Source organism: Hydrocarboniphaga effusa AP103, from assembly GCF_000271305.1.
GTDB classification, from domain to species: domain Bacteria; phylum Pseudomonadota; class Gammaproteobacteria; order Nevskiales; family Nevskiaceae; genus Hydrocarboniphaga; species Hydrocarboniphaga effusa.
The window spans coordinates 112,134-132,848 of sequence record NZ_AKGD01000004.1; the positions used below are offsets into that span (position 1 = coordinate 112,134).

At 65.7% G+C, this 20,715-nt stretch carries 18 protein-coding genes and 1 pseudogene; 8 read left to right on the forward strand and 11 right to left on the reverse strand.

All coding sequences use genetic code 11. The features are described 5' to 3' along the window. Window positions 1-16 precede the first annotated feature (16 nt). The 7 genes from WQQ_RS19850 to WQQ_RS19880 form a co-directional block, all read right to left on the reverse strand. Entirely contained in the window at window positions 17-2,317 is a 2,301-nt protein-coding gene (locus WQQ_RS19850) for an FdhF/YdeP family oxidoreductase (RefSeq protein ID WP_040455378.1), read from the reverse strand. A gap of 231 nt (window positions 2,318-2,548) precedes the next feature. Then, window positions 2,549-3,652 (reverse strand): c-type cytochrome, encoded by a 1,104-nt coding sequence (locus WQQ_RS19855; protein ID WP_007187051.1) that lies wholly within the window; start codon window positions 3,650-3,652, stop codon window positions 2,549-2,551. Further along, window positions 3,649-4,284 (reverse strand): cytochrome c oxidase assembly protein, encoded by a 636-nt coding sequence (locus tag WQQ_RS19860; RefSeq protein ID WP_085943164.1) that lies wholly within the window; start codon window positions 4,282-4,284, stop codon window positions 3,649-3,651. Before WQQ_RS19860 ends, WQQ_RS19855 begins: the two co-directional genes overlap by 4 nt. Then, window positions 4,281-4,673 (reverse strand): hypothetical protein, encoded by a 393-nt coding sequence (locus tag WQQ_RS19865; RefSeq protein WP_007187053.1) that lies wholly within the window; start codon window positions 4,671-4,673, stop codon window positions 4,281-4,283. Before WQQ_RS19865 ends, WQQ_RS19860 begins: the two co-directional genes overlap by 4 nt. Next, window positions 4,670-7,201, reverse strand: a complete 2,532-nt coding sequence (gene ctaD, locus WQQ_RS19870; RefSeq protein WP_007187054.1) for a cytochrome c oxidase subunit I — start codon at window positions 7,199-7,201, stop codon at window positions 4,670-4,672. Before ctaD ends, WQQ_RS19865 begins: the two co-directional genes overlap by 4 nt. Further along, the gene (gene coxB / locus WQQ_RS19875) at window positions 7,198-8,151 is read right to left on the reverse strand and encodes a cytochrome c oxidase subunit II (protein ID WP_007187055.1); all 954 of its coding nucleotides are present in this window, start codon (window positions 8,149-8,151) and stop codon (window positions 7,198-7,200) included. The genes ctaD and coxB overlap by 4 nt, the downstream gene beginning before the upstream one ends. A 171-nt stretch (window positions 8,152-8,322) precedes the next feature. Continuing rightward, a complete protein-coding gene (locus tag WQQ_RS19880; protein WP_007187056.1) occupies window positions 8,323-8,829 on the reverse strand; it encodes a hemerythrin domain-containing protein in 507 nt (168 codons plus the stop codon). Between the two features lie 138 nt (window positions 8,830-8,967). Between WQQ_RS19880 and WQQ_RS19885 the strand changes: the two genes are divergently transcribed. Together WQQ_RS19885 and WQQ_RS19890 are read left to right on the forward strand one after the other, a co-directional pair. After that, entirely contained in the window at window positions 8,968-9,453 is a 486-nt protein-coding gene (locus tag WQQ_RS19885; protein ID WP_007187057.1) for an asparaginase domain-containing protein, read from the forward strand. A 217-nt stretch (window positions 9,454-9,670) separates the two neighbouring features. Then, window positions 9,671-10,681, forward strand: coding sequence for a site-specific integrase (locus WQQ_RS19890; RefSeq protein WP_040455172.1), 1,011 nt, complete (start codon window positions 9,671-9,673; stop codon window positions 10,679-10,681). 26 nt (window positions 10,682-10,707) lie between these two features. On the opposite strand, the gene WQQ_RS19895 is transcribed toward WQQ_RS19890, so the two are convergent. Beyond that, entirely contained in the window at window positions 10,708-13,425 is a 2,718-nt protein-coding gene (locus WQQ_RS19895; protein ID WP_007187059.1) for a winged helix-turn-helix domain-containing protein, read from the reverse strand. A gap of 22 nt (window positions 13,426-13,447) precedes the next feature. Further along, window positions 13,448-14,464 (reverse strand): NADP-dependent oxidoreductase, encoded by a 1,017-nt coding sequence (locus WQQ_RS19900; protein ID WP_007187061.1) that lies wholly within the window; start codon window positions 14,462-14,464, stop codon window positions 13,448-13,450. A gap of 220 nt (window positions 14,465-14,684) precedes the next feature. Between WQQ_RS19900 and paoA the strand changes: the two genes are divergently transcribed. Genes paoA through paoC form a run of 3 tightly spaced genes read left to right on the forward strand, consistent with a single transcriptional unit; the run spans window position 14,685 to window position 18,460 of the window. Then, the gene (gene paoA / locus WQQ_RS19905) at window positions 14,685-15,299 is read left to right on the forward strand and encodes an aldehyde dehydrogenase iron-sulfur subunit PaoA (protein ID WP_040455387.1); all 615 of its coding nucleotides are present in this window, start codon (window positions 14,685-14,687) and stop codon (window positions 15,297-15,299) included. Next, the gene (locus tag WQQ_RS19910) at window positions 15,296-16,258 is read left to right on the forward strand and encodes an FAD binding domain-containing protein (RefSeq protein WP_007187063.1); all 963 of its coding nucleotides are present in this window, start codon (window positions 15,296-15,298) and stop codon (window positions 16,256-16,258) included. Before paoA ends, WQQ_RS19910 begins: the two co-directional genes overlap by 4 nt. A 3-nt stretch (window positions 16,259-16,261) precedes the next feature. Beyond that, entirely contained in the window at window positions 16,262-18,460 is a 2,199-nt protein-coding gene (gene paoC / locus WQQ_RS19915; protein WP_007187064.1) for an aldehyde oxidoreductase molybdenum-binding subunit PaoC, read from the forward strand. Window positions 18,461-18,498: 38 nt separating this feature from the next. Here the strand turns inward: paoC and WQQ_RS25145 are convergent. Together WQQ_RS25145 and merR are read right to left on the reverse strand one after the other, a co-directional pair. Then, window positions 18,499-18,693, reverse strand: a pseudogene (locus tag WQQ_RS25145) (hypothetical protein); the annotation flags it as partial. Window positions 18,694-18,859: 166 nt separating this feature from the next. Then, the gene (gene merR / locus WQQ_RS19920; protein ID WP_040455173.1) at window positions 18,860-19,258 is read right to left on the reverse strand and encodes a mercury resistance transcriptional regulator MerR; all 399 of its coding nucleotides are present in this window, start codon (window positions 19,256-19,258) and stop codon (window positions 18,860-18,862) included. A 75-nt stretch (window positions 19,259-19,333) separates the two neighbouring features. Between merR and WQQ_RS19925 the strand changes: the two genes are divergently transcribed. Genes WQQ_RS19925 through WQQ_RS25150 form a run of 3 tightly spaced genes read left to right on the forward strand, consistent with a single transcriptional unit; the run spans window position 19,334 to window position 20,194 of the window. Beyond that, entirely contained in the window at window positions 19,334-19,678 is a 345-nt protein-coding gene (locus tag WQQ_RS19925; RefSeq protein WP_040455175.1) for a mercuric transporter MerT family protein, read from the forward strand. A 13-nt stretch (window positions 19,679-19,691) separates the two neighbouring features. Further along, window positions 19,692-19,973: a mercury resistance system periplasmic binding protein MerP gene (merP, locus tag WQQ_RS19930; RefSeq protein WP_007187068.1), complete on the forward strand. Its 282-nt coding sequence runs from the start codon at window positions 19,692-19,694 to the stop codon at window positions 19,971-19,973. Window positions 19,974-19,981: 8 nt separating this feature from the next. Further along, the gene (locus tag WQQ_RS25150; RefSeq protein ID WP_083844665.1) at window positions 19,982-20,194 is read left to right on the forward strand and encodes a GDCCVxC domain-containing (seleno)protein; all 213 of its coding nucleotides are present in this window, start codon (window positions 19,982-19,984) and stop codon (window positions 20,192-20,194) included. The last annotated feature ends 521 nt before the right edge of the window (window positions 20,195-20,715 follow it).

Here is a 20,715-nt window from a genome sequence, read left to right on the forward strand (position 1 = left end):
CGGCTTTTTTTGTGGATCAGCTGGCCGCGCGTATGCGGACGGGAATGGACTTGGCGGCCGGAACCTTGCTGGCTTGCGCGTGATGCCATAGAGGAATCAGGGCATTGAGCTCGGGGTAGTAACCCGCGCAGCAACCCGACGGAATGTCGTAGGCGACGACGCGAAGCCCGCAGATTTCCCGCGTGATCCCATCGTGCGCCCACGTGCTCGCGGTGACGAGCGCGCCGGTGGCCAAGCCGAGCCTCTCGATATCCGCGATGTTCATCAGCAACACCATGCGCGTGCCGACGATGCCGCGGAAGCGATCGTCGTAGCCGTAGACCGTGGTGTTGAACTGATCGTTGCTGCGCAGCGTGATCAGGCGCAGAACCTGCGTACGCGCATCGAGCGGCATGTCCGGATCGGTGTCCAGCGACTGCGGCGCGAAGAAGTTCGCTTTTTGGCTGTCGGTTTTCCATCTTCGCTCGCGAGCCGGCAGCGGACGATGGAAGCCTCCGGGTTCCCACAGTCGATCATTGAAGCCGTGGAAAATTTCCGGATACGTCGCCGCGATCGCATCGCGAATCTTCGAATAGTCGCTGCTCCAGGCGACCCAATCGATGTTCGGATTCGCAGCCAGCGTCGCCTGCGCAATGCCGGCGACGATCGCGGGTTCGGATTTCACGAGCGGGCCGGGCGGTTCGACCTGTCCGCGTGAGCCGTGCATGCAGCCGGTGCTGTCTTCGACCGACACCACCTGTTCGACTCCGCTCTGTCGATCGATGTCGATGCGCCCGAGGCAGGGCAACAGGTAGGCGATCTCGCCATGGATCACGTGGCTGCGATTGAGCTTGGTGGCGATCTGCACGGACAGTCGCAGGCGCCGCCAGGCCGGTTCCATCACCTGTGTATCCGGAATCGCGCGCATGAAGTTTCCGCCGAGCGAAAGAAACGCGCGCACCGAGCCGTCGAGCATGCCTTCGCAGGCTTCGACCGTGTTGAGTCCCTTGCGCATCGGCGGTTCGAAGCCGTAGAGCTCGCGCAGCTTGTCGTTCGGCACCATCTCGGGCTTCTCGGTGATGCCGACGGTGCGCTGGCCTTGCACGTTCGAATGCCCGCGCACCGGACATACGCCGGCGCCGGGCTTGCCGATCATGCCGCGCAGCAACAGCAGGTTCGTGATCATGTGCACGTTCTGCACGCCGAGCCGATGCTGTGTGAGTCCCATCCCGTAGACGCCGATGACCTTGTCGGCCTTGGCGTAGACGCTTGCGGCCTCCGTGAGCGCGGCGCGCGACAGGCCGCTCGCGGCTTCGATCTCGTTCCAGCCCGTGCCACGCACGCAGTCGGCGTAGGCTTCGAAGCCCTGCGTGTGCGTGGCGATGAAATCGACGTCGAGCACGCGCGGTTCGCCGGCCGCGCGCGCGCGGTCGTCGAGGTCCAGCAGGACCTTGCTGATGCCGAGAATGGCCGCGGTGTCGCCGCCGGCCTTGACCGCATGGTATTGCGAGCTGATGCGTGTGGCCGGCGCGCCGAGCATCTGCAGCGGCGATTGCGGATTGCGGAAGCGTTCGAGCCCGCGTTCCTTCAGCGGATTGAATGTGATGATCGGCACGCCGCGCCGCGCAGCCTGCTGCAGGTCGTGCAGCAGGCGCGGACTGTTGCTGCCGACGTTCTGGCCGAAGAACAGGATGCAGTCGGTCTGGTTGAAATCCTCGAGCGTGCAGGTGCCCACCGGCACGCCGATGCTCTGCGCAAGGCCCACCGATGTGCTTTCGTGGCACATGTTCGAGCTGTCCGGCAGGTTGTTGTTGCCGTAGAGCCGGGCCATGAGCGCCCACAGGTAGGCCGTCTCGAGCGAGGCGCGGCCCGATGCGTAGAACACCGCGCTCTGCGGATCGAGCGCGCGCAGTTCGGCGCCGATCTCCGCGAAAGCCTGTTCCCAGCTCACGGGCAGATAGCGATCGCTGCCCGCGTCCCAGCGCAGGGGCTCGGTCAGGCGGCCCTGCGCTTCGAGCTCGTAGTCCGACCACTGTTCGAGCTCGCTCAGGCGGTGTTGCGCGAAGAACTCCGCGCCGACACGCTTGGGCGTGATCTCCCAGGCCGTCGCCTTGGCGCCGTTCTCGCAGAACTCGAGCGCGTGCGGCTTGGCCGGTTTGGCCCAGGCGCAGCTCACGCAGGCGAAGCCCTTGGGGCGGTTCTGCTCGATGAGGGTTTTTGCGCCCTCGATGTAGACCCGCTCGTGCCGCAGGATCTGGTTGACCGATTTCGCCGATCCCCAGCCACCCGCGGGGCCAGTGTAGGGTTTGAAAGAAGGCTTGCGCGTCTTGCCGGGCATGCTCAGCTCCCGTCCGGGCCACAGGGCGCGAGGCAGGTGCATCGCGCTCCGCCACTCGAATGCCACGTGCCCAGAAGACCGACAGCAAGCTTGGCTGATGCGCCGTCCATGAGGTTTCCCGCAGCTCTCGAATGGACATTCACGGTAGAAGCGAACAACAAGACCGCGCGTGAATCGGGTAGCGCGAAATATGGATCGGATCTGCGCGCCTGGCCGATCGACTCGGGAGCTTCACGGTTGCCTCGAGGCGTAATAGGCGGCGACGGCGTCGATGTCGGCGTCTTCGAGCCCTGATGCGACCGGCTGCATGAGATGCGCATGATCGCTGCCTCCGCGTCGCTGCTGCTTGAACAGGCGCAGTTGCTGCGCGAGGTACTCCGCAGGCTGGCCCGAGAGCGTCGGAATCCTCGCGCTGCGCGGGCGGTTCGGCTCATGGCAACTGCCGCAGGCCGGCACACGCCGATCGCGCAGGCCCTCGTCTGCGATGCGGGATCCGCGCTGCACGTCGCCGTCGCCGATGTCGTGATCGACGGATGTCGCGGGCAGCGCCGCGTAGTGATCCGCGAGCTGCCGCAGCGTGCCGTCCGACAGCCCGGCCAGCGCCGATTGCATCGCGCCCCCCTGTCGTCGGCCCGATGCGTAGGCACGCAGGCTTTCGAGAAGATACGCACGCTGCTGTCCGGCGAGGCGCGGAAACGCACCGTCGCGGCCATTGCCGTGTTCGCCATGACAGCGCGCGCAGACGTCGACGGTGTCACGCAGATCCTCGGGCGCGGCGACCGGCGTGCGTTGCTGCGGTGAGCCGAACACCAGTTCTTCATAGCGTTCGCTGGACATCGTGCCGAGCTCGCGCAGAAAGCTCACCATGTCCCAGACTTCGTCCTCTCGGCTCGCTGCGGGCCAAGCCGGCATCGCGGTGTACTTGACGCCCTTGTGCACGATCCAGAACAGCTGCTGATCGCTCCATTCGCCGACTTTCCAAGCCAGCGAAGGCGTGGGCGGGGTCATCGCCAGCGAGAACGGCGCCTGTGGACGCCCCGGAGCGCCGTGGCAGAGCACGCAGCTGAGCTCGTAGGCGCCGGCGCCGCGCAGCAGGCGCTGGCGTGTGGCGGCGGGCGGCTGCTCGGCCGGCGCTCTGAGCGCAACCGAACGCTGCATCGTGTAGTGCAGAAACCAGTCGGTGATGCGCCAGTGCCCGTCGCTCGCCGCGATCGGAACCAGGCCGGAGGCCGCGATGAGCAGGGCGAGTGCGCCCGCCGGAAACAGCGCGGCGATGGCGAGCAGGCCGAGCCGCTGCCACGGCTTTTCGGCGAGCCAGAGCAGCAGGCGTCTCATATGCGCAACTCGCGGGTCACGTGCGGGCGCAGCAGGCCCGCGAGCAGCCATAGCGCACCGATCGCGTAGCTGATGCCACCGGCCAGCAGCATGATCACGCCGCCCAGGTGCTGATCCTGCAGCGCGTCGAGACCGCCGCCCGCGGTGTGCGCGTGTCCGTGCGAATACAGCGTGCGCGGCGTCAGCGCGAGCAGGGCACCGAGCAGGGTCATGTGCATCGAGGTCATCAGCAGCCCGGCGATGCCACTACCGGCGCGCAGGCGACGCGTCGATCGCTCGCCGCCGCAGGCCGACAGCCAGACCAGCAGGCTCGCGAGCAGGAACGAGCCTTGTTCGAGCGTCTTGCCGATCGCGTCGTGTCGGGCGTAGTGGTGCAGCAGCGGCGCATGCCAGGCCCAGACGATGACGAGTTCGAGCGCCGAGGCAGGCAGCGGTGCGAGCAGCCAGGCCCAGCGCAAGGCGGGATCGAAGTGCGAACCTGCGAGGCCGATCGCGATCAGTGGGGCGGCGACGGCGACCACGCTCATGTGCATGAGCATGTGCGCGGTGAAGGCCGGCAGCGCGTCGAGCAGGCTCGTGCACCAGACCAGCGTGAGCACGCCGCATCCGCACAGCGTGACTGTGAGCCTCATCCGCATTGCGGGAAGAACAGCGCGGGCAGGGCGACGAAGATCGTCGCGAGTGCGGACAGGCCGCTCAGCAGCACCGTCGCGAAACCGAGCGAACGATGGCGATCGAGCGCAGTGGGCTCGTCGAACGGCAGCGCCCCCGGAACGCGCCGATGCCGGCGCAGGCCCGAGCGTGCGGTCAGCGCGATTCCGATCAGCGCAAGCAGCGTGTAGACGACGATCGCCCAGCGCGCGGGCGCGAGTGTGGCCGCGAGTCCGGCCTTGGCGCACCAGATGGACGCGGTCAGATAGCAGGCCAGGAAGTGCAGGGCCCACAACGCCGGCGCGACGATGAGCCGCCACAGGCTCTCGTGATGCTCGGGCAGACGATGCGCGTGCGGATCGGGCGTCATGGCGTCGACACGGACAGTTCCGGAAACCCGGCGATCACGGCCACGGTGACGAAGATCGTGATCGCGAGGAAATGCCAGTACAGCGTGACGTTGTGGATGTCGATGTCGTAGCGCGCAGTCATGCGCCCGGCCGCGCGCCGGGCGATGCAGTACAGCAGCATGACGAGCCCGATCGCGATGTGGATACCGGCCCAGATCACCATGAGCCAGACCACGGCCGGATAGACGTGTGCGCTCGGGTCCATGTCGTGGCTCAGCGGGGCCGCGAGCAGCGCCGCCAAGCCCGCGAGGCTCAGCAGCGCAGCGGTGATCATCGCCGCGTAATAAGCGGCTGCACGATCGGCCGAGTTGAAAGCGCGCGCAGCGATCACCAGCAGCCAGGCGCTCAGCAGGCAGGCTGCGCCCGTGAGCGGCCACAGCAGGCCCGGCCCGGCGATGTCGCGCGGCGGAAAGTCCGCATGCAGCGTCCAGTAGAAGAAGTAGCCGAACACCAGGCTCGCGAACGCGGTCATGTCGCCCACCAGGGTGATGAACATCGCCCACCAGCCGGCCGAGGTCGGTCCCGAGACATAGATCGGCAGGCGCAGGCCGCGGCCGACGTCCTTCTCGTCCTGCTCGGGAATCAGTGCGGTGCCGGTCCACAGCCAGTACAGGATGCTCGCGAGCGCAAGCACCGCACTGGTGCCGGCCGCCCACCACCAGTGATAGGTCGTGAAGATGAAGACACCGCCGGTAGCCGCGGCCGCGATCATCGAGATCGCGGTGGGCCCCGGCGTGCGCAGGCATTGCACAGGCTGCGCGTCGATCGTCGTCGTCACCAGCGTTTCGCGCTTGCCCTCGGGGGCATCGGCCAGATACCAGCGGCCTTCGGCGACTTCGCGCGCGAGCGCCGGCTGGTCCCACAACGGATAGCGGCTCTCGATCTGCGGAATGCTGCGCACGCCCCAGTCCCGATTCGGAATCGGCTCGGCCCATTCGAGCGTGCCGGCCTTCCATGGATTGTTCGGCACCGGCTTGTGCTTGCGTCCCCACGGCCAGAGCATGTCCCAGACGAAGATCGCGATGCCGAACGCGAGCACGAACGAGCCGATCGTCGAGACCAGATTGAGCGCGTCGAAGCCGATGCCCGGCGCATAGGTGTAGACGCGCCGCTGCATGCCCGCGAGCCCGGTCACGTGCATCGGCAGGAACGCCACGTTGAAGCCGACGAACATGAACCAGAACGCGATCTTGCCGAGCTTCTCGGAGAGCAGGCGATTGGCCGCGATCGGGAAGAAGTAATGGAACGCGGCGATGATCGGAAACACCATGCCGCCGATCAGCACGTAGTGCAGGTGCGCGACGACGAAGTAGGTGTCGTGCGCCTGGAAGTCGAACGGCGCGAGCGCCACCATCACGCCGGTCAGGCCGCCGAACACGAAGATCGCCAGAGCGCCTGCGACGTAGAGCATCGGCACGCTGCGCACGAAACCGCCGCTCAGGATCGTCGCGAGAAAGCAGAAGATCTGCACGCCGGTCGGAATCGCAACGGCCTCCGACGCGGCGCTGAAGAAGGCGAGCGAAATGCCCGGCATGCCCGTCGTGAACATGTGATGCACCCACAGGCCGAAGCTGATGAAACCGGTGCCGACGGCCGCAAGCACGATCCAGGTGTAACCCACCAGCGGCGTGCGCGCGAAGGTCGGCACGATCATCGCGACGAGCCCGATCGCCGGCAGGAACACGATGTAGACCTCGGGGTGGCCGAAGATCCAGAACAGATGCTGCCAGAGCAGCGGATCGCCACCGCGCGACGGATCGAAGAACGGCCAGTCGAGCAGGCGTTCGAACTCGAACAGCAGATCGCCGACGATCAGCGGCGGAAACGCGAACAGGATCATGCCGGCGACCACGAGCAGATACCAGGCATACAGCGGCATCATGTGGATGCGCATGCCCGGCGGCCTGCACTTGAGGATGCCGACCATCAGTTCGACCGCCGCGGCGATCGAGGCGACTTCGATGAACGACAGCCCGAGCATCCAGATGTCCGGACCCAGGCCGGGCGAATACTGCGTCGCGAGCGGTGGATACATGAACCAGCCGCCGTCGGGCGCGGCACCGAAGAAGATCGAGCCGCAGACGAACACGCCGCCGATCAGAAAGCTCCAGTAGCCGTAGGCCGACAGCCGCGGAAACGGCAGATCGCGCGCCATCAGCATCTGCGGCAGGATCAGGATCGAGAAGGCTTCGAAGATGGGCACCGCGAACAGGAACATCATCACCGAGCCGTGCAGCGTGAAGGCCTGGTTGTAGGTGTCGGGCGAAAGAAAGTCGTTGCCGGGCAGGGCGAGCTGCACGCGCATGAGCAGGGCGAGCACGCCTGCGAACAGAAAGAACGCGAAGGCCGTGAGCGTGTACCAGACGCCGACCTGCGAGTTGTTGACCGACAGCCAGTAGCGCCAACCCTTGGCCACTTCCCAGACCGCCTGCAGACGCGCTTCCTGCGCGCGCTGACGCTCGATGTCGGCGGAGTCGGATGCGTTCATTGAAGGCGGCTCAGGTAGTGCGCGATCGCCTTGATCTCGTCGGGCGGCAGCATCGCGTAGTCCGGCATCAGCACGCCGGGCTTGGCTTGCGTGGTGTGCGTGATCCAGCGCGTCAGTGCGGCCGCGTCCATCGGCAGGATGCCGGCACCGAGGCTCAGTCGCCCTCCGACGTGCGTCAGATCGGGGCCGATGAAACCTGTGGCCTGCGTGCCTCTGATGGTGTGGCAGGCTCCGCAACCGTTGGCGACGAAGGCGTCGAAGCCCTTGCCGGTTTGCGTGATCGCGGGCTCGGCCTGCGCACGCTTCCAATGCTCGAATTCGTCGCGCCGCATGATCACGGCCTTGAACAGCATCTGCGCATGCGCGGTTCCGCAATACTCGGCGCAGACGCCGTTGAACACGCCGAGCTGCGTCGCCTTGAGCGAATAGCGGTTGCGCCGGCCCGGAATCATGTCGAGCTTGCCGCCGAGCGACGGAATCCAGAACGAGTGAATGACGTCCGGGCTCACGAGCTCGATATCGATGCGCTCGCCGAGCGGTAGGCGCACTTCGTTGGCGGATTCGACGCTCGTGCCGTCGGCCGACACGTAGCGCACACGCCACCACCAGCGCTCGCCCGAGACTTCGATGCGATCGGCAGAGGCGTCACGCGTCGGCGCATGCAGGCCCGGCATGGTCGACAGGCCCCAGATCAGCAAGGCTGCCAATACGATGCTGGGGAACGCCACGCCGCCGCCGATCACCCAGAAGCTCACATGACGGCCATGCCGGCGCTCGGGCCGCAGCAGCATCGCGTAAAGCGCCAGGCCCATGACGAGGGTCCAGATCAGGCCCGCGCCGCCAATCATGACCCAGAACTGGCGGCCTATCGTCGCCGCATCCTCGCCGGCGTGGACGAAGCTCGATTGCGGCCCGTCGCAGCCGCTCAGCAGCAGGACGACGCACAGCATCGAGCACGGCGTTGCGCACAGTCGGCGGGCGGCAAAAGCCGGTGGAATCCATTCCATGTTTCGGGCTCGCAGGCGAGCCGGCATGATGCGCGTCGAAGCTGTCTGACCGCCTAACGCTCTCGCGGCAGGGTGGCGAACCGCGGGGCAGGGAGTCGAGCGTCGAGCCGCGTTCTAGGCTTTCTGCAGGCTGCGCACCATGCGCGCGTGTTCCCGACGATAGCGCTTGGCCAGGCGCATCTTGAGGGCATCGTCGAGAATCTTTCCCGAAGACTGGAAGAACTTCTTCTCTTCTTCGCGCAGGTGATGATGAACCTTGTGGGAGAGCTGCTTGGCGGTGGCCATCCACGATGCGCCCGAATGATCGGTGACTTGCAGGTCTTCGACGAGTTCGTCCATCTGATGATGTTCGTGCAGCGCGTGCCGTGCGGGCGAAAGTCCACGATCGTCCATCAGGATCGGAACGTACAGATGACGCTCTTCGGCCGCCGCGTGGGCGGCCAGCTCGATACGCAGCGCGGTGAATATCGACAGGCGGTCCGCCGTGTGCGGCTTGGAACGCAGCAGCTGACGACACAAGGCGCGCTGCCGCTCGTGGCTCTCGCGAAGCGCATCGAATATCGATTCGGTCGGGCGCGCCGGAGTGGTTGTGGGAGCCTTTTTTACCGTCGATGCGCGCATGGTTTCCTCGTTGGTTAAGCTTGCAATGGCGCAATCAGAAAGCCCGGGCGATGACTCGTGTCTGAACATTGTCCAGCATTGGGTGCGTTCGGCCCGTGGCGCGCTAACATCGCCACCACGTCACTGCGAGTTTCTTCAATGCCAGCGTTCAACGTCATCACCGTCGGCGGCACCATCGACAAGGTTTACTTCGACGCAGCCAGCCAGTTCGAGATCGGTGATCCGCAGATTCATCGCGTGCTGGCCGGCGCAGGCGTGGTCGATTTCGTGGTCACGCCGCTCATGCGCAAGGACAGCCTGCAAATGGACGACACCGACCGCGAGGCCGTTAGACAGGCCGTGCTCGCGAGCGCCTGCGATCGCGTGCTGGTGACGCACGGAACCGACACCATGGCCCTGACGGCCCGGCACCTCGGCGACGTCGGCGCCAGAACCGTCGTCTTCACCGGCGCCATGCAGCCGGCGCGCTTTCTCGAGACCGATGCCATCTTCAACATCGGCTTCGCGCTCGGAACCCTGATGAGCGCAGCGCCCGGCGTCTACCTGACGATGAATGGCCGCGTGTTCGATCCGCACAAGGTGCGCAAGAATCGAGATCAGGGCCGGTTCGAGGATGCGGGTTGATCTGAAGTCCGTCGATCGGCGGCTTGTCTGAAGTATTCGAAAATGTTCGCGAATATTTGTAACGCGTGACGGTAAAGCCTGAGAATACCCGAATCCACAATGGCCGATAATTAAAGCTATCGGCCATTGTGGATTTCAGTTAAGCTCATTTCAGACCGTCAACAGGCTTCCCATGCATCAGACAGACACTCCTCAGAACTCAAGCGCCCGCCAGGATTTGGTTCTGGCCCCAGGCGACGGTGATCGCGTCGAGATCATCGCTTCCGCGCCGCCGGCGGTCATCGGCGAGCGGCTCGCCGCCGTGATTCCGTTCTTCAACGGCTACGCGCCGAACACGCGACGGTCCTTGATGACGAGCTGGAAAGTCTGGGCGGAGTTCGCGCTGGGCGAAGGCATTCCGATCTTTCCGCCCACGCTCGCGCACATCGAGCGCTTTCTGCTGGCGGGCATCGCCAACGGCCGCAAGCGCGCAACGCTCGACCAGTACCTGTTCGCCATCGACCAGCTGTTCCAGTTCGCCGGGCTCGATAATCCGATGAAGGCCAAGAATGGCCGGATGCTGTGGAAACAGTTGCAGAACGACCACGGGCTTGACGAGGAGCAGGACAAGAAGCAAGGCCTGCTGCTGGAAGATCTGGAGCGGATTCTGGCCGTGGTCTCGGGAGACGAGCCCGCCGCCGTGCGGGATCGCGCCCTGTTGCTGGTGGCTTACGAATCGATGACGCGCCGCTCCGAAGTCGCCGCGATGAAGGTCGAGAAACTGGAGTTCAAGAAAGACGGCTCCGGCGCCATCAAGCTCGGCAAGACCAAGACCGACCAATCCGGCAAGGGCGCTCGCCTGCCGCTCACGGCCGAGGCGATGAGCCACCTCGACGCCTGGCTCAAGCTCGCCAACATCAGTGATGGCCCGATCTGGCGGTCGGTTCCGGCGCGCTGGAGCGGAAAAAAGCCGCTGGTGAAGCCCTTGGAGGCGCGCGAAGTCGCCCGGATCCTGAAACGCCGGGCCCAGCAGGCCGGGCTGAATCCGGCGGTGTTCGCCGGCCACAGCACTCGAATCGGCGCTGCGGAGGACCTCGTCGCGGATGGCGCGACCGATGCGCAGGTGATGCAGGCGGGCCGCTGGAAATCGTCGACGATGGTGGCCCGATACACCAAGCATCTGCGCGACAGCGACAACGCGATGATGAGGTTTCGCGCCAAGCGCGGCCGGCTGGACGGAGAGTCGTAAACCGCAGCGCCTCGCTCTATCGGGTTTCAGTCGATCAGCCCGAGATGCCGCGCGATCGCGATCGCCTGCACGCGATTGTTGATCTGCAGCTTCTCGAAGATGTTGCGCAGATGCCATTTGACCGTGTTGATCGAAACCGACAGTCGATCGGCCAGATCCTTGTTCGAAAGCCCGTTGGCGACGTGGCGCAGCAGCTTTTTCTCGCGCTCGGTCAGCGTGTCGACGAGCGCCGGATCGAACTCGCGCGCAAGGCCGCTGGCGGTGTTGCCGGCCGTCGCAATGGCGCCGGCCTGCCTGAGCAGGTGATCGAGGTCGGCGATCAGGCGATCGCGCTGCGGCAGGTCGGGCAACTGCGTCATCGACGACCGTACTTCGCGCATGAGCCTGAGCGCCGGTTGACGCTCGTCGATGAATGCGCGAACGAACTCACGCTGAGAGCCGAGCTCCAGGGCTTCGAGCAAGCAGCGCCGCGCCGCATTGACCTTGTTTTCCGCATTGAGCGAAATCGCCAGCAGCAGCGTGAGCTTGAGCTCGCGCCGGCGTCGCCGGCTCAGCTTGGCCTCGCGGATCTGCGATTGCAGCAGCACGCGCGCGCTGGTGTGCCGGCCCGTATAGATCAGATAGCGAGCCTGCGTGATCGTGCGCGCCTCGGTTTCGCCGGCGTGGAAGATCAGCTCGTCGCGATTGACGCGATCATGCTCGGGATCGAATTCGCGCAGCCGTCGCTCGGCCTTGTCGAGGTCTCCGCTCAGCGTCGCCTGGCGCACGTACTCGGCGCGCGCGTAGCTCACCAGCCGCTCGAACGAATGCCGATAGCCGAGGTAGAGCAGGCGCTCGAGCACCTCCTCGGCCTCGACCTCATCGCCGCGCAGATGCGCGATGCGCGATTGCGTGAGCAGGATCACCGCGAGCGGATCGACGATGGCCTGCTGTTCGGCCAGCGAGGCGTAGTCGTGGATCAGCGTCTGCGCGTCTTCGAGGCGGTTCTGCTCGTAGTAGCCTTCGGCCAGATACGCCGCGATCACCGATCCCGCGCTGCCGGTCCCGGCCATGCCCTCTTCGGTATGACGCAGCGCCGCCGTGAGCCCGCGCACCGCATCGCCGACCCTGCCCTGCTGGCTCAGCGTCATGCTGTAGATGGCTTCTTCGTAGGCCCGGCCGAACAGATGGCCATCGCGGTCGTGCAAGGGCCGCGCACGTTGCATCAGCGTGCGCGCTTCTTCATGTTCGCCGCGGCCGATCAGGTACATCGAGCGCGCATTGAGCGCGACCGCATACAGCGAGCCATGCTGCTCGTCGAGCCGCTGCATGGCTTCGAGCGCGACCTCGCCCATGGTCTCGATGCGATCCTGGGCCGCGAGCACGAACAGCCTCGCATGATCGTGCAGGCCCGGCGGTGGACGCTGCCCGGCCGCCGCGTTCTGCCACAGCCGCTGGCGCGCATCGATGAGCCGGTTGGCCTTGTCGAACGAGCGGCGAAAGCCGTAAGCGATGATCGCATCGCTCGCGAGCTGCTCGTGGCGCAGCAGGATTTCGGCGGGAAACTGATCGGCGTAGCGCTCGATCAATCCCAGCCGCTCCTCGGCGACGAGCCGGGCGATGATGCCGTCGAGCAGTTGCGCGGCCGCATCGAGCTCACCGGCATTCAGGTGATGCTGGATCGCGAGTTCGCGCAGCCCGTGCTCGGCGTACCACTGGGCGACGCGGCTGTACCGCTGGCGCAGCTCCTGATCGGAGCTCTCGGTCCGCAGGCGTGCGAGCAGAAAATGCCGGAACAGGTTGTGGAAGCGGAACCAGTGCCGTTCGAGATCGGTGTGCATCAGGAACAGGCCGGCGCGCTCGATCTCGGCCAGCTGCGCACGGCCTTCGCGCGAGCCGGTGATGTGCTCGACGAGCGCCGGGCTGATCTTCTCGGGCACGCTGAGTTCGAGCAGCAGCGATTGCAGCTGCGGGCTCAGGTCCTCGAAGACTTCCGAAGCGAGGAAATCGATCAGCTCGGGCGTCACGCCCTTGCCGGAGAACGCGACGCTGCGCGGGTTGCGCCCACGGCTCACGCAGAGCCGGAAGCACTGCAGGGCCGCGGGCCAGCCATCGGTGCGATCGTGGATCTCCTGCACGTCCGCCGGGGCCAGCGCGCCGAGTTCGCGGAAGAATTCCGAAGTCTCGGCCGGGCCGAAGCGCAGGTCGTCGTGCCCGATCAGCAGCGTGTGCCCATCGAGCAGGCGGCGCGAAAGCTGCGCGCCCGGCAGGACGCGCGTGCCGATGCAGATCTGCACGCCGTCCGGCAACAGGCGCGTGAGCTGCATCAGCGCCGCATCGAGCCCGGCGCCCGCCCCGTGCTCGTAGTTGTCGACCACGATCACGCCGCGCCCCTTCACCTGGCGCAGCGCATGAGCGATGTCGTCGACCGAGTAGGCACGCGGCGGCGTCGCGGTGGATTCGCCCGCGAGCTGGCGGACCGCGATGCAGAGCTGGCGCAGGAACAGGGCGGTTTCGGCCGTGTGCGATTCCATGCGCACCCAGGCCACCGCATCGCCGAGCTCGCTGCGATGGTCGCAATACTGGCGCAGCAGCATGGTCTTGCCGAAGCCTGCAGGGCCCTGCACGACCACCAGCTTGGCCTGCGGATGCTGCTTGAGCCGATCGAGCGGCTTACGCCGCAGCACCTGCCAGTCGTTGACCGGACGAGCGCTTTCGATCGGCTCGTCCGGCATCAGGTTCACCGAGTCGCGCGGCGCTTCCACAGGCCCTTGCTCGCGTGTCGGCTTAGTGCTCGGAGCCGACGCGCACCATGAGCTTGCCGGTGTTGCCGCTGGTGTAGAGCAGCTTGAGCGCCTCCTGTGCGTTTTCGAGCCCATCGACGATGTGCAGCCGCGACTTGAGCTTGCCTTCGAGCATCCAGCCCGCGAGCTTCTGCTGATACTCGGGGTAGCGATCGACGTAATCGAGGATCACGAAGCCTTCGATGCGCAGCCTGCGCATGATGACGTTGCGGAACATGTAGGGCCCCGGCGTGCGCTCGGCGCCGTCGTTGTAGCTCGAGATGAGCCCGCAGATCACCACGGTTCCGAAGTTCTTCATGCAGGTGAGCCCGGCATCCAGAATCTCGCCGCCGACGTTCTCGAACAGCACGTCGATGCCGTCCGGAGCGACGGCCTGGATCTGCTCGACGAGGTTGCCGCGCTTGTAGTCGATCACTTCGTCGTAGCCGACTTCTTCCTTGAGCCAGCGGCACTTGTCGGCGCCGCCGGCAACGCCGATCACGCGGCAGTCGTGAATCTTCGCGAGCTGTCCGGTGATCACGCCCACGGCGCCGGCAGCAGCCGTCACCAGCACGGTGTCGCCCGGCTTGATGCGCCCGATCTCATGCAGGCCGACGTAAGCGGTGGGCCCGGCGATCGCGAGCGTGCCGAAGGCATCACCGATCGGCAGCCCCGGCAAGCGCGGCATCGGCGAATAGCCGCTGCCATCGGTGACGATGTATTCGGACCACAAACCGAGCCCGGCGGCCAGGCTGCCGACCGGGAAGGCCGGATTGCGCGACTGCACCACCTCGGCGACGACGAAGCCCTTCATCGGATCGCCGAGCTTGACCGGGTCGATGTACAGATCCCACTCGCTGAGCCAGAGGCGCAGCGTGGCGTCGAGCGACAGATACAGCGTGCGCAGCAGCAGTTCGCCTTCCGCGAGCTCGGGCAGCGTCTCGGTTCGCAGCTCGAGCGTATCGGGCTCGATCTGGTGCTTGGGGCGATTGACGAAATACCAGCGGCGCGTCTGGGTCATGCTCTCTCCTCCTGCGTGTTCTTATGCGCCGGAGTGTCGGGCCATCCCAGCCCGCCTGCCCCACCCTTCGGGGTGGGCGGACGTGGCCGAATCGTACCGTGACGGCATACGCGCCGACTGAACCAATCCAGTTCAGCAACGTCGATTAGGATCGAATGCCGCGGCGCGAGCCGCCCCGACTAGGCCAGGCAGGGAGCCCAGCATGAGCGATCGCAGCGATATCACCCTCACACGGCGCGGAGTGCTGATCGGCGGCGCGGCCTCGGTGGCCGCATTGGCGGCTCCGTCGCTTCCGGCCGCGCAGCAGCCCATGCGCGCTCCCGTGCTGTCGAGGGTGAAGCTCGAAATCAACGGCAAGCCTTACGAACTCGAGCTCGATACGCGCACCACCCTGCTCGACACCTTGCGCGAGCACCTTGCGCTCACCGGCAGCAAGAAGGGCTGCGATCACGGCCAGTGCGGAGCCTGCACGGTGATCGCCGACGGCCGCCGCATCAACGCCTGCCTGTCGCTCGCGGTGATGCATGAAGGCTCGAAGATCACCACGATCGAAGGCCTCGGCACGCCCGACAAGCTGCATGCGATGCAGGCCGCCTTCATCAAGCACGACGGCTATCAATGCGGCTATTGCACGCCCGGGCAGATCTGCTCGGCGGTCGCGGTGCTCGACGAGATCGAGCGTGGCGTGCCGAGCCACGTCAGCGCCGATCTGCTCGCCAAACCCACGCCCAGCGCCGATGAACTGCGCGAGCGCATGAGCGGCAACCTGTGCCGTTGCGGCGCCTACTCGAACATCGCCGAGGCGATGGCCGAGGTCGCCGGAGCACGCGCATGAAGGCCTTCAGCTACGAACGCGCGCGCACGCCGGCCGAAGCCGCCGCCGCGGCCGCGAAGACCAGGGGCGCGAAGTTCATCGCCGGCGGCACCAATCTGCTCGATCTCATGAAACTCGAGATCGAAGCGCCGACGCATCTGATCGACGTCAACGGCCTGGCGCTCGACCAGATCACGGCCACCGAAGACGGCGGCCTGCGCATCGGCGCACTGGTGCGCAATACCGATCTGGCCGCGCACGAACGCGTTCGGCGCGACTACGGCCTGCTGTCGCGCGCCCTGCTGGCCGGAGCGTCGGGCCAGCTGCGCAACAAGGCGACCACGGCCGGCAACCTGCTGCAACGCACGCGCTGCCCGTACTTCTACGATACGAATCAGGCCTGCAACAAACGCCTGCCCGGCACCGGCTGCTCGGCGCGCGACGGCTTCAGCCGCCAGCACGCGGTGGTCGGGGCGAGCGAGGCCTGCATCGCCACGCATCCGAGCGACATGGCGGTGGCGATGCGCGCACTCGATGCGACGGTCGAAACCGTGAATGCGAGCGGCCAGCAGCGGCGTATTCCGATCGCCGATTTCCATCGCCTGCCCGGCAAGACGCCGCATATCGAAACCGCGCTCACGAGCGACGAACTGATCACCGCCGTGACCTTGCCCAAACCGGTCGGCGGAGTGCAGCTCTATCACAAGGTTCGCGACCGGGCCTCGTATGCGTTCGCGCTCGTGTCGGTGGCCGCGATCGTGCAGAAGGACGGCAACGGCCATGTCGCGGTCGGCGGCGTCGCGCACAAACCCTGGCGCGTCGAAGCCGCCGAACGCGAGCTTCCACGCGGCGCGCAGGCGGTGAGCAAGAAGCTGTTCGCCGGCGCCAGACCGACGCACGAGAACGAATACAAACTCATGCTGGCCGAGCGCACGCTGGCCTCCGTGCTCGCGCAGGCACGCACGCAGAGCGAGGGCTGAGCGATGAAATTCGACACTCCCGCAGGCATCAATCCGATCGACCAGCTCAAAGTCGTCGGCAAGCCCACAGATCGCATCGAAGGCCCGCTCAAGACCACCGGCACCGCGCCCTACGCGTACGAGCGTCACGACGTCGTGCGCGATCCGGCCTACGGCTACGTCGTCGGCTCCAGTATCGCCCGGGGCCGGATCGACAAGATCGACCTCTACGACGCCCGAAACGCGCCGGGCGTGCTCGCGGTGGTAACCGCGGCCAATGCGGGCCCGCTCGGCAAGGGCAGCCGCAACGCCGCGAAGCTGCTCGGCGGGCCCGAGATCGATCACTACCATCAGGCCATCGCGCTCATCGTCGCCGAGACGTTCGAGCAGGCACGCGCCGCCGCGCAGCTGGTTCGCGTGCAGTACGCGCGCAGCAGGCTGTCGTCCGACCTGAGCCTCGCCCGTCATGGCGCCACTCCGCCGGGCAGCGGAAAACCGGACACCGCGGTCGGTGACTTCGCGGGCGCTTATGCGAACGCTCCGGTGCAGCTCGACGTCACTTACACCACGCCGGGCCACGCGCACGCGATGATGGAGCCGCACGCCTCGATTGCGGCCTGGGACGGCGATCAGCTCACGGTGTGGACGTCGAACCAGATGATCGACTGGGGTGTCGGCGATCTGGCAACCACGCTCGGCATTCCGAAGCAGAACGTGCGCCTGGTGTCGCCGTACATCGGCGGCGGCTTCGGCGGCAAGCTGTTCCTGCGCGCCGATGCGCTGCTCGCCGCGCTCGGCGCCCGTGCGGCGGGCCGCGCGGTGAAAGTCGCGCTGCCGCGACCGCTGCTGTTCAACAACACCACGCATCGGCCGGCGACCATCCAGCGCATCCGGCTCGGCGCGAGCACGGACGGCAAGCTCAGCGCGATCGGCCACGAAAGCTGGTCCGGCAACGTGCCGGGCGGGCGGCCCGAACTGGCGGTGCAGCAGACTCGCCTGCTCTATGCGGCGCCGAACCGGCTCACTTCGATGAGGCTTGCCACCGTCGATCTGCCCGAAGGCAATGCGATGCGCGCTCCGGGCGAAGCGCCCGGCATGATGGCGCTCGAAGCCGCGATCGACGAAATGGCCGAGAAGCTCGGTCTCGATCCGATCGAGTTCCGCATCCTCAACGATACCCAGGTCGATCCCGAAGACGCCAAGCGGCCGTTCTCGCAGCGCCAGCTGATCCAGTGCCTGCGCCTCGGCGCCGAGCGCTTCGGCTGGAACCGCCGCAATCCCAAACCCGCGCAGGTTCGCGACGGGCGCTGGCTCGTCGGCGTCGGCGTCGCGGCCGCGTTTCGCAACAGCCCGGTGCAGAAATCCGCGGCACGTGTCGGCATCGATTCGCAGGGCATCGTCACCGTCGAAACCGACATGACGGACATCGGCACCGGCAGCTACACGATCATCGCGCAGACCGCGGCCGAGACCATGGGCGTTGCGCTCGATCGCGTGATCGTGCGGCTCGGCGATTCGCGCTTTCCGGTGTCGGCCGGCTCGGGTGGCCAATGGGGCGCCAACAGTTCGACGGCCGGCGTCTACGCGGCCTGCATGAAACTGCGGCAGACGCTGGCCGACAAACTCGGCTTCGATGCGCAGAAGACGAGTTTCAGCGACGGCGAAATCCGCTCGGGCAAGCAGCGCGTGACGCTCGCAAAGGCCGCGGGCGAAAGCGGCATCGTGGTCGAAGACAGCATCGAGTTCGGCGAGCTCAGCAAGCAGCAGCAACTGTCGACTTTCGGCGCGCACTTCGTCGAAGTGGGTGTCGATGCGGCGACCGCCGAGATTCGAATCCGTCGCATGCTCGCGGTCTGCGCGGCCGGGCGCATCCTGAATCCGAAGTCGGCGCGCAGCCAGGTGATCGGCGCGATGACGATGGGCGCCGGAGCCGCGCTGATGGAGGAACTCGCGGTGGACAAGCGACTGGGCTTCTTCGTCAACCACGACCTCGCCGGCTACGAAGTGCCCGTGCACGCGGACATTCCGCACCAGGACGTGATCTTTCTCGACGAAACCGATCCGGTGTCCTCACCGATGAAGGCCAAGGGCGTCGGCGAGCTCGGCATCTGCGGGGTCGCGGCGGCGGTGGCGAACGCGGTCTACAACGCCACCGGCATCCGCGTGCGCGATTATCCGATCACGCTCGACAAGCTGCTCAAGCAGATGCCGGTTATCGTTTAGGCCAAGCGAAGACGTCAGGGCATCGCTCCGCTTGCCCCTCAACGCAACCAGGACGCCCCGCCCGCTCCGTCGCGTGCATAGCGACGGCGGGCTTCGTTCCAGGCTTCGGGATCGATCGCGCGCTCATCGACGAGTGCCTTGAGCGCGGCGATGACGATCGATCGCGCATCCACTTCGAAGAACTCGCGCAGCGCCGCGCGTGTGTCGCTGCGGCCGAAGCCGTCGGTGCCGAGGAGGGTTGGCGGGGATTCTGACGAAATCGCAGCAAAGTCGGCATAACTTGCTGTTTGTGCTTGTTAATTTTAGCCCTCGAAACTTGAGATTTCAGAGCTTCTAAACCACCCGCCCTTTTGACCTTTTAGCGCGGCGGCGATGCATCCAAGCGGTGACTACTCACGCTCAAGCCGCCGCGAGCACTTCAATGATGGGGCAGGCATCCCCGCCATCACCGGCGTCGCACTGCCGGATCAGGTCCGTCAGCGCCTCCTGCATTGCCACGAGATCGGCCATTCGCTGCTCGATGATTGCCAGCTTCCGCGCAGCAAATTCCCGGGTGTCGGCGCACATGCAGGCGGAATCCAGCCTAAGCAGGCCACCGATCTCAGACAGCGTGAAGCCTAGGCCCTGTGCCCGCTTGATAAAGCGAAGCTGCTTGGCTTGCTGAGGGGTATACCGTCGATACCCGTCAGACGGCTTCGTGGGTTCGTTGAGTAGGCCCAGCCGTTGGTAGTACCGCACCGTCTCGATATTGACGCCAGCTGCTTCCGCGAGCTTGCCGATTGTCAGTCCTGTTGTCATCGCGCGCCCCTTGACTCCGTACCTTGGTACGGAGTTTAGAGTAGCAGCTAAATTGCCAGGTCAAGGATGCGGCGGATGCAATTCACTGGAAAACCCTCACTGATTGCGAGTGTCGCGGCGGCCACTGGAGCATCCGTGTGCTGTGTCGGGCCGCTGGTGCTGCTGGCCTTCGGAATCGGTGGATCGTGGATCAGCAACTTGTCGGCGATGGAGCCGTACCGGCCGATCTTCATCGGCCTGACGCTGGTCTTCCTCGGCCGCGCATTTCACCAGCTCTACCTCGTGCCACAGGTATGTGCGCCTGGCATGCCATGCATCGATCCAATCACCACCAAGCGCCACCGCCTGATCTTCTTGGTCGTCGGCATCCTGCTGCTCTGCCTGCTCGCGGTACCTCTGCTGGCCTCGCTGTTCTACTGAAACGGAGACTCCCATGTACAACACTTTCTTGGCACTGCTCGCACTCACGGCGCTGCCGCTGGCAGCCTTCGCGATGGCCCCACAAACGGTAACGCTTGTTGTTCAGAACATGACCTGTCAGGTGTGCCCGATCACCCTGAAGAAGTCGCTGCAAGGCGTCGCCGGCGTAAGCGAAGTCAGCATCGATTTCGCGAAGAAGACGGCGCGCGTCACTTTCGATCCGGACAAGGCCAAGTCCGCCGATCTGACCGCCGCGACCAGGAATGCCGGGTATCCATCGGCCGTGCAAAAGTAGCGACGGCCATGAGCGCCATCGTGTTTGAATCAGTGATTACCTGTCCGCGATGCGGAGCTTCAAAGTCCGAGACCATGCCTGCGGATGCCTGCCAATTCTTCTACGAATGCAGCGATTGCAAGACGCTTCTCCGGCCGACTGCCGGTGACTGCTGTGTGTTTTGCTCATTCGGCTCGGTGAAGTGCCCTCCGATTCAGCAACAGAGCCGATGCTGTGGCTGATCCAATGACTGACCCGCGAAGCTGCGACAGCGTTCGCAGGCCGTCGCATGTGCTCGGCTTCTGGATCATTCCCGGCGGCATCTCCGCAGGGGCGTTCTTCGGCGCTGACCGGTATCCCGCGCTTCTTCTGATCGGGGCCGCCGCCTGTGTCTTGATGGGGCTCGCCTGCCTCGTCAATGCCGCTCGCTGCCACCGACTGCATTGCTACATCACAGGACCCTACTTTTTGCTCCTGGCAATAGCTGCGAGCATCGCGTACGGATTCGACGTAGGCACCTCGCATCACTCCGAAAAGTGGCTGCTAGTGTCGCTCGGAATAGCTCCACTGCTCATTTGGCTGCCCGAACGCCTTTCGGGTACGACCTATCGGAAGTCATCAGGCTGCTGAACGATCGCCTGGCACCCCCTGCCTCATCCTCGGGCAACCTTGACGGCGAGTAACTCAGCGCCTTGGTATCAGCCGTCGCCTACTACGAGTTGTGTCACTTTCGCTGGTGAAACATCCGCAAAGCAGCGGAATC

Excerpts from the sequence above, each read along its gene's own strand:
- WQQ_RS19850 (WP_040455378.1), bottom strand. The coding sequence starts at position 2,317 with ATGCCCGGCAAGACGCGCAAGCCTTCTTTCAAACCCTACACTGGCCCC.
- WQQ_RS19855 (WP_007187051.1), bottom strand. The coding sequence starts at position 3,652 with ATGAGACGCCTGCTGCTCTGGCTCGCCGAAAAGCCGTGGCAGCGGCTC.
- WQQ_RS19860 (WP_085943164.1), bottom strand. The coding sequence starts at position 4,284 with ATGAGGCTCACAGTCACGCTGTGCGGATGCGGCGTGCTCACGCTGGTC.
- WQQ_RS19865 (WP_007187053.1), bottom strand. The coding sequence starts at position 4,673 with ATGACGCCCGATCCGCACGCGCATCGTCTGCCCGAGCATCACGAGAGC.
- ctaD (WP_007187054.1), bottom strand. The coding sequence starts at position 7,201 with ATGAACGCATCCGACTCCGCCGACATCGAGCGTCAGCGCGCGCAGGAA.
- coxB (WP_007187055.1), bottom strand. The coding sequence starts at position 8,151 with ATGCTGTGCGTCGTCCTGCTGCTGAGCGGCTGCGACGGGCCGCAATCG.
- WQQ_RS19880 (WP_007187056.1), bottom strand. The coding sequence starts at position 8,829 with ATGCGCGCATCGACGGTAAAAAAGGCTCCCACAACCACTCCGGCGCGC.
- WQQ_RS19885 (WP_007187057.1), top strand. The coding sequence starts at position 8,968 with ATGCCAGCGTTCAACGTCATCACCGTCGGCGGCACCATCGACAAGGTT.
- WQQ_RS19900 (WP_007187061.1), bottom strand. The coding sequence starts at position 14,464 with ATGACCCAGACGCGCCGCTGGTATTTCGTCAATCGCCCCAAGCACCAG.
- WQQ_RS19910 (WP_007187063.1), top strand. The coding sequence starts at position 15,296 with ATGAAGGCCTTCAGCTACGAACGCGCGCGCACGCCGGCCGAAGCCGCC.
- paoC (WP_007187064.1), top strand. The coding sequence starts at position 16,262 with ATGAAATTCGACACTCCCGCAGGCATCAATCCGATCGACCAGCTCAAA.
- merR (WP_040455173.1), bottom strand. The coding sequence starts at position 19,258 with ATGACAACAGGACTGACAATCGGCAAGCTCGCGGAAGCAGCTGGCGTC.
- WQQ_RS19925 (WP_040455175.1), top strand. The coding sequence starts at position 19,334 with ATGCAATTCACTGGAAAACCCTCACTGATTGCGAGTGTCGCGGCGGCC.
- merP (WP_007187068.1), top strand. The coding sequence starts at position 19,692 with ATGTACAACACTTTCTTGGCACTGCTCGCACTCACGGCGCTGCCGCTG.
- WQQ_RS25150 (WP_083844665.1), top strand. The coding sequence starts at position 19,982 with ATGAGCGCCATCGTGTTTGAATCAGTGATTACCTGTCCGCGATGCGGA.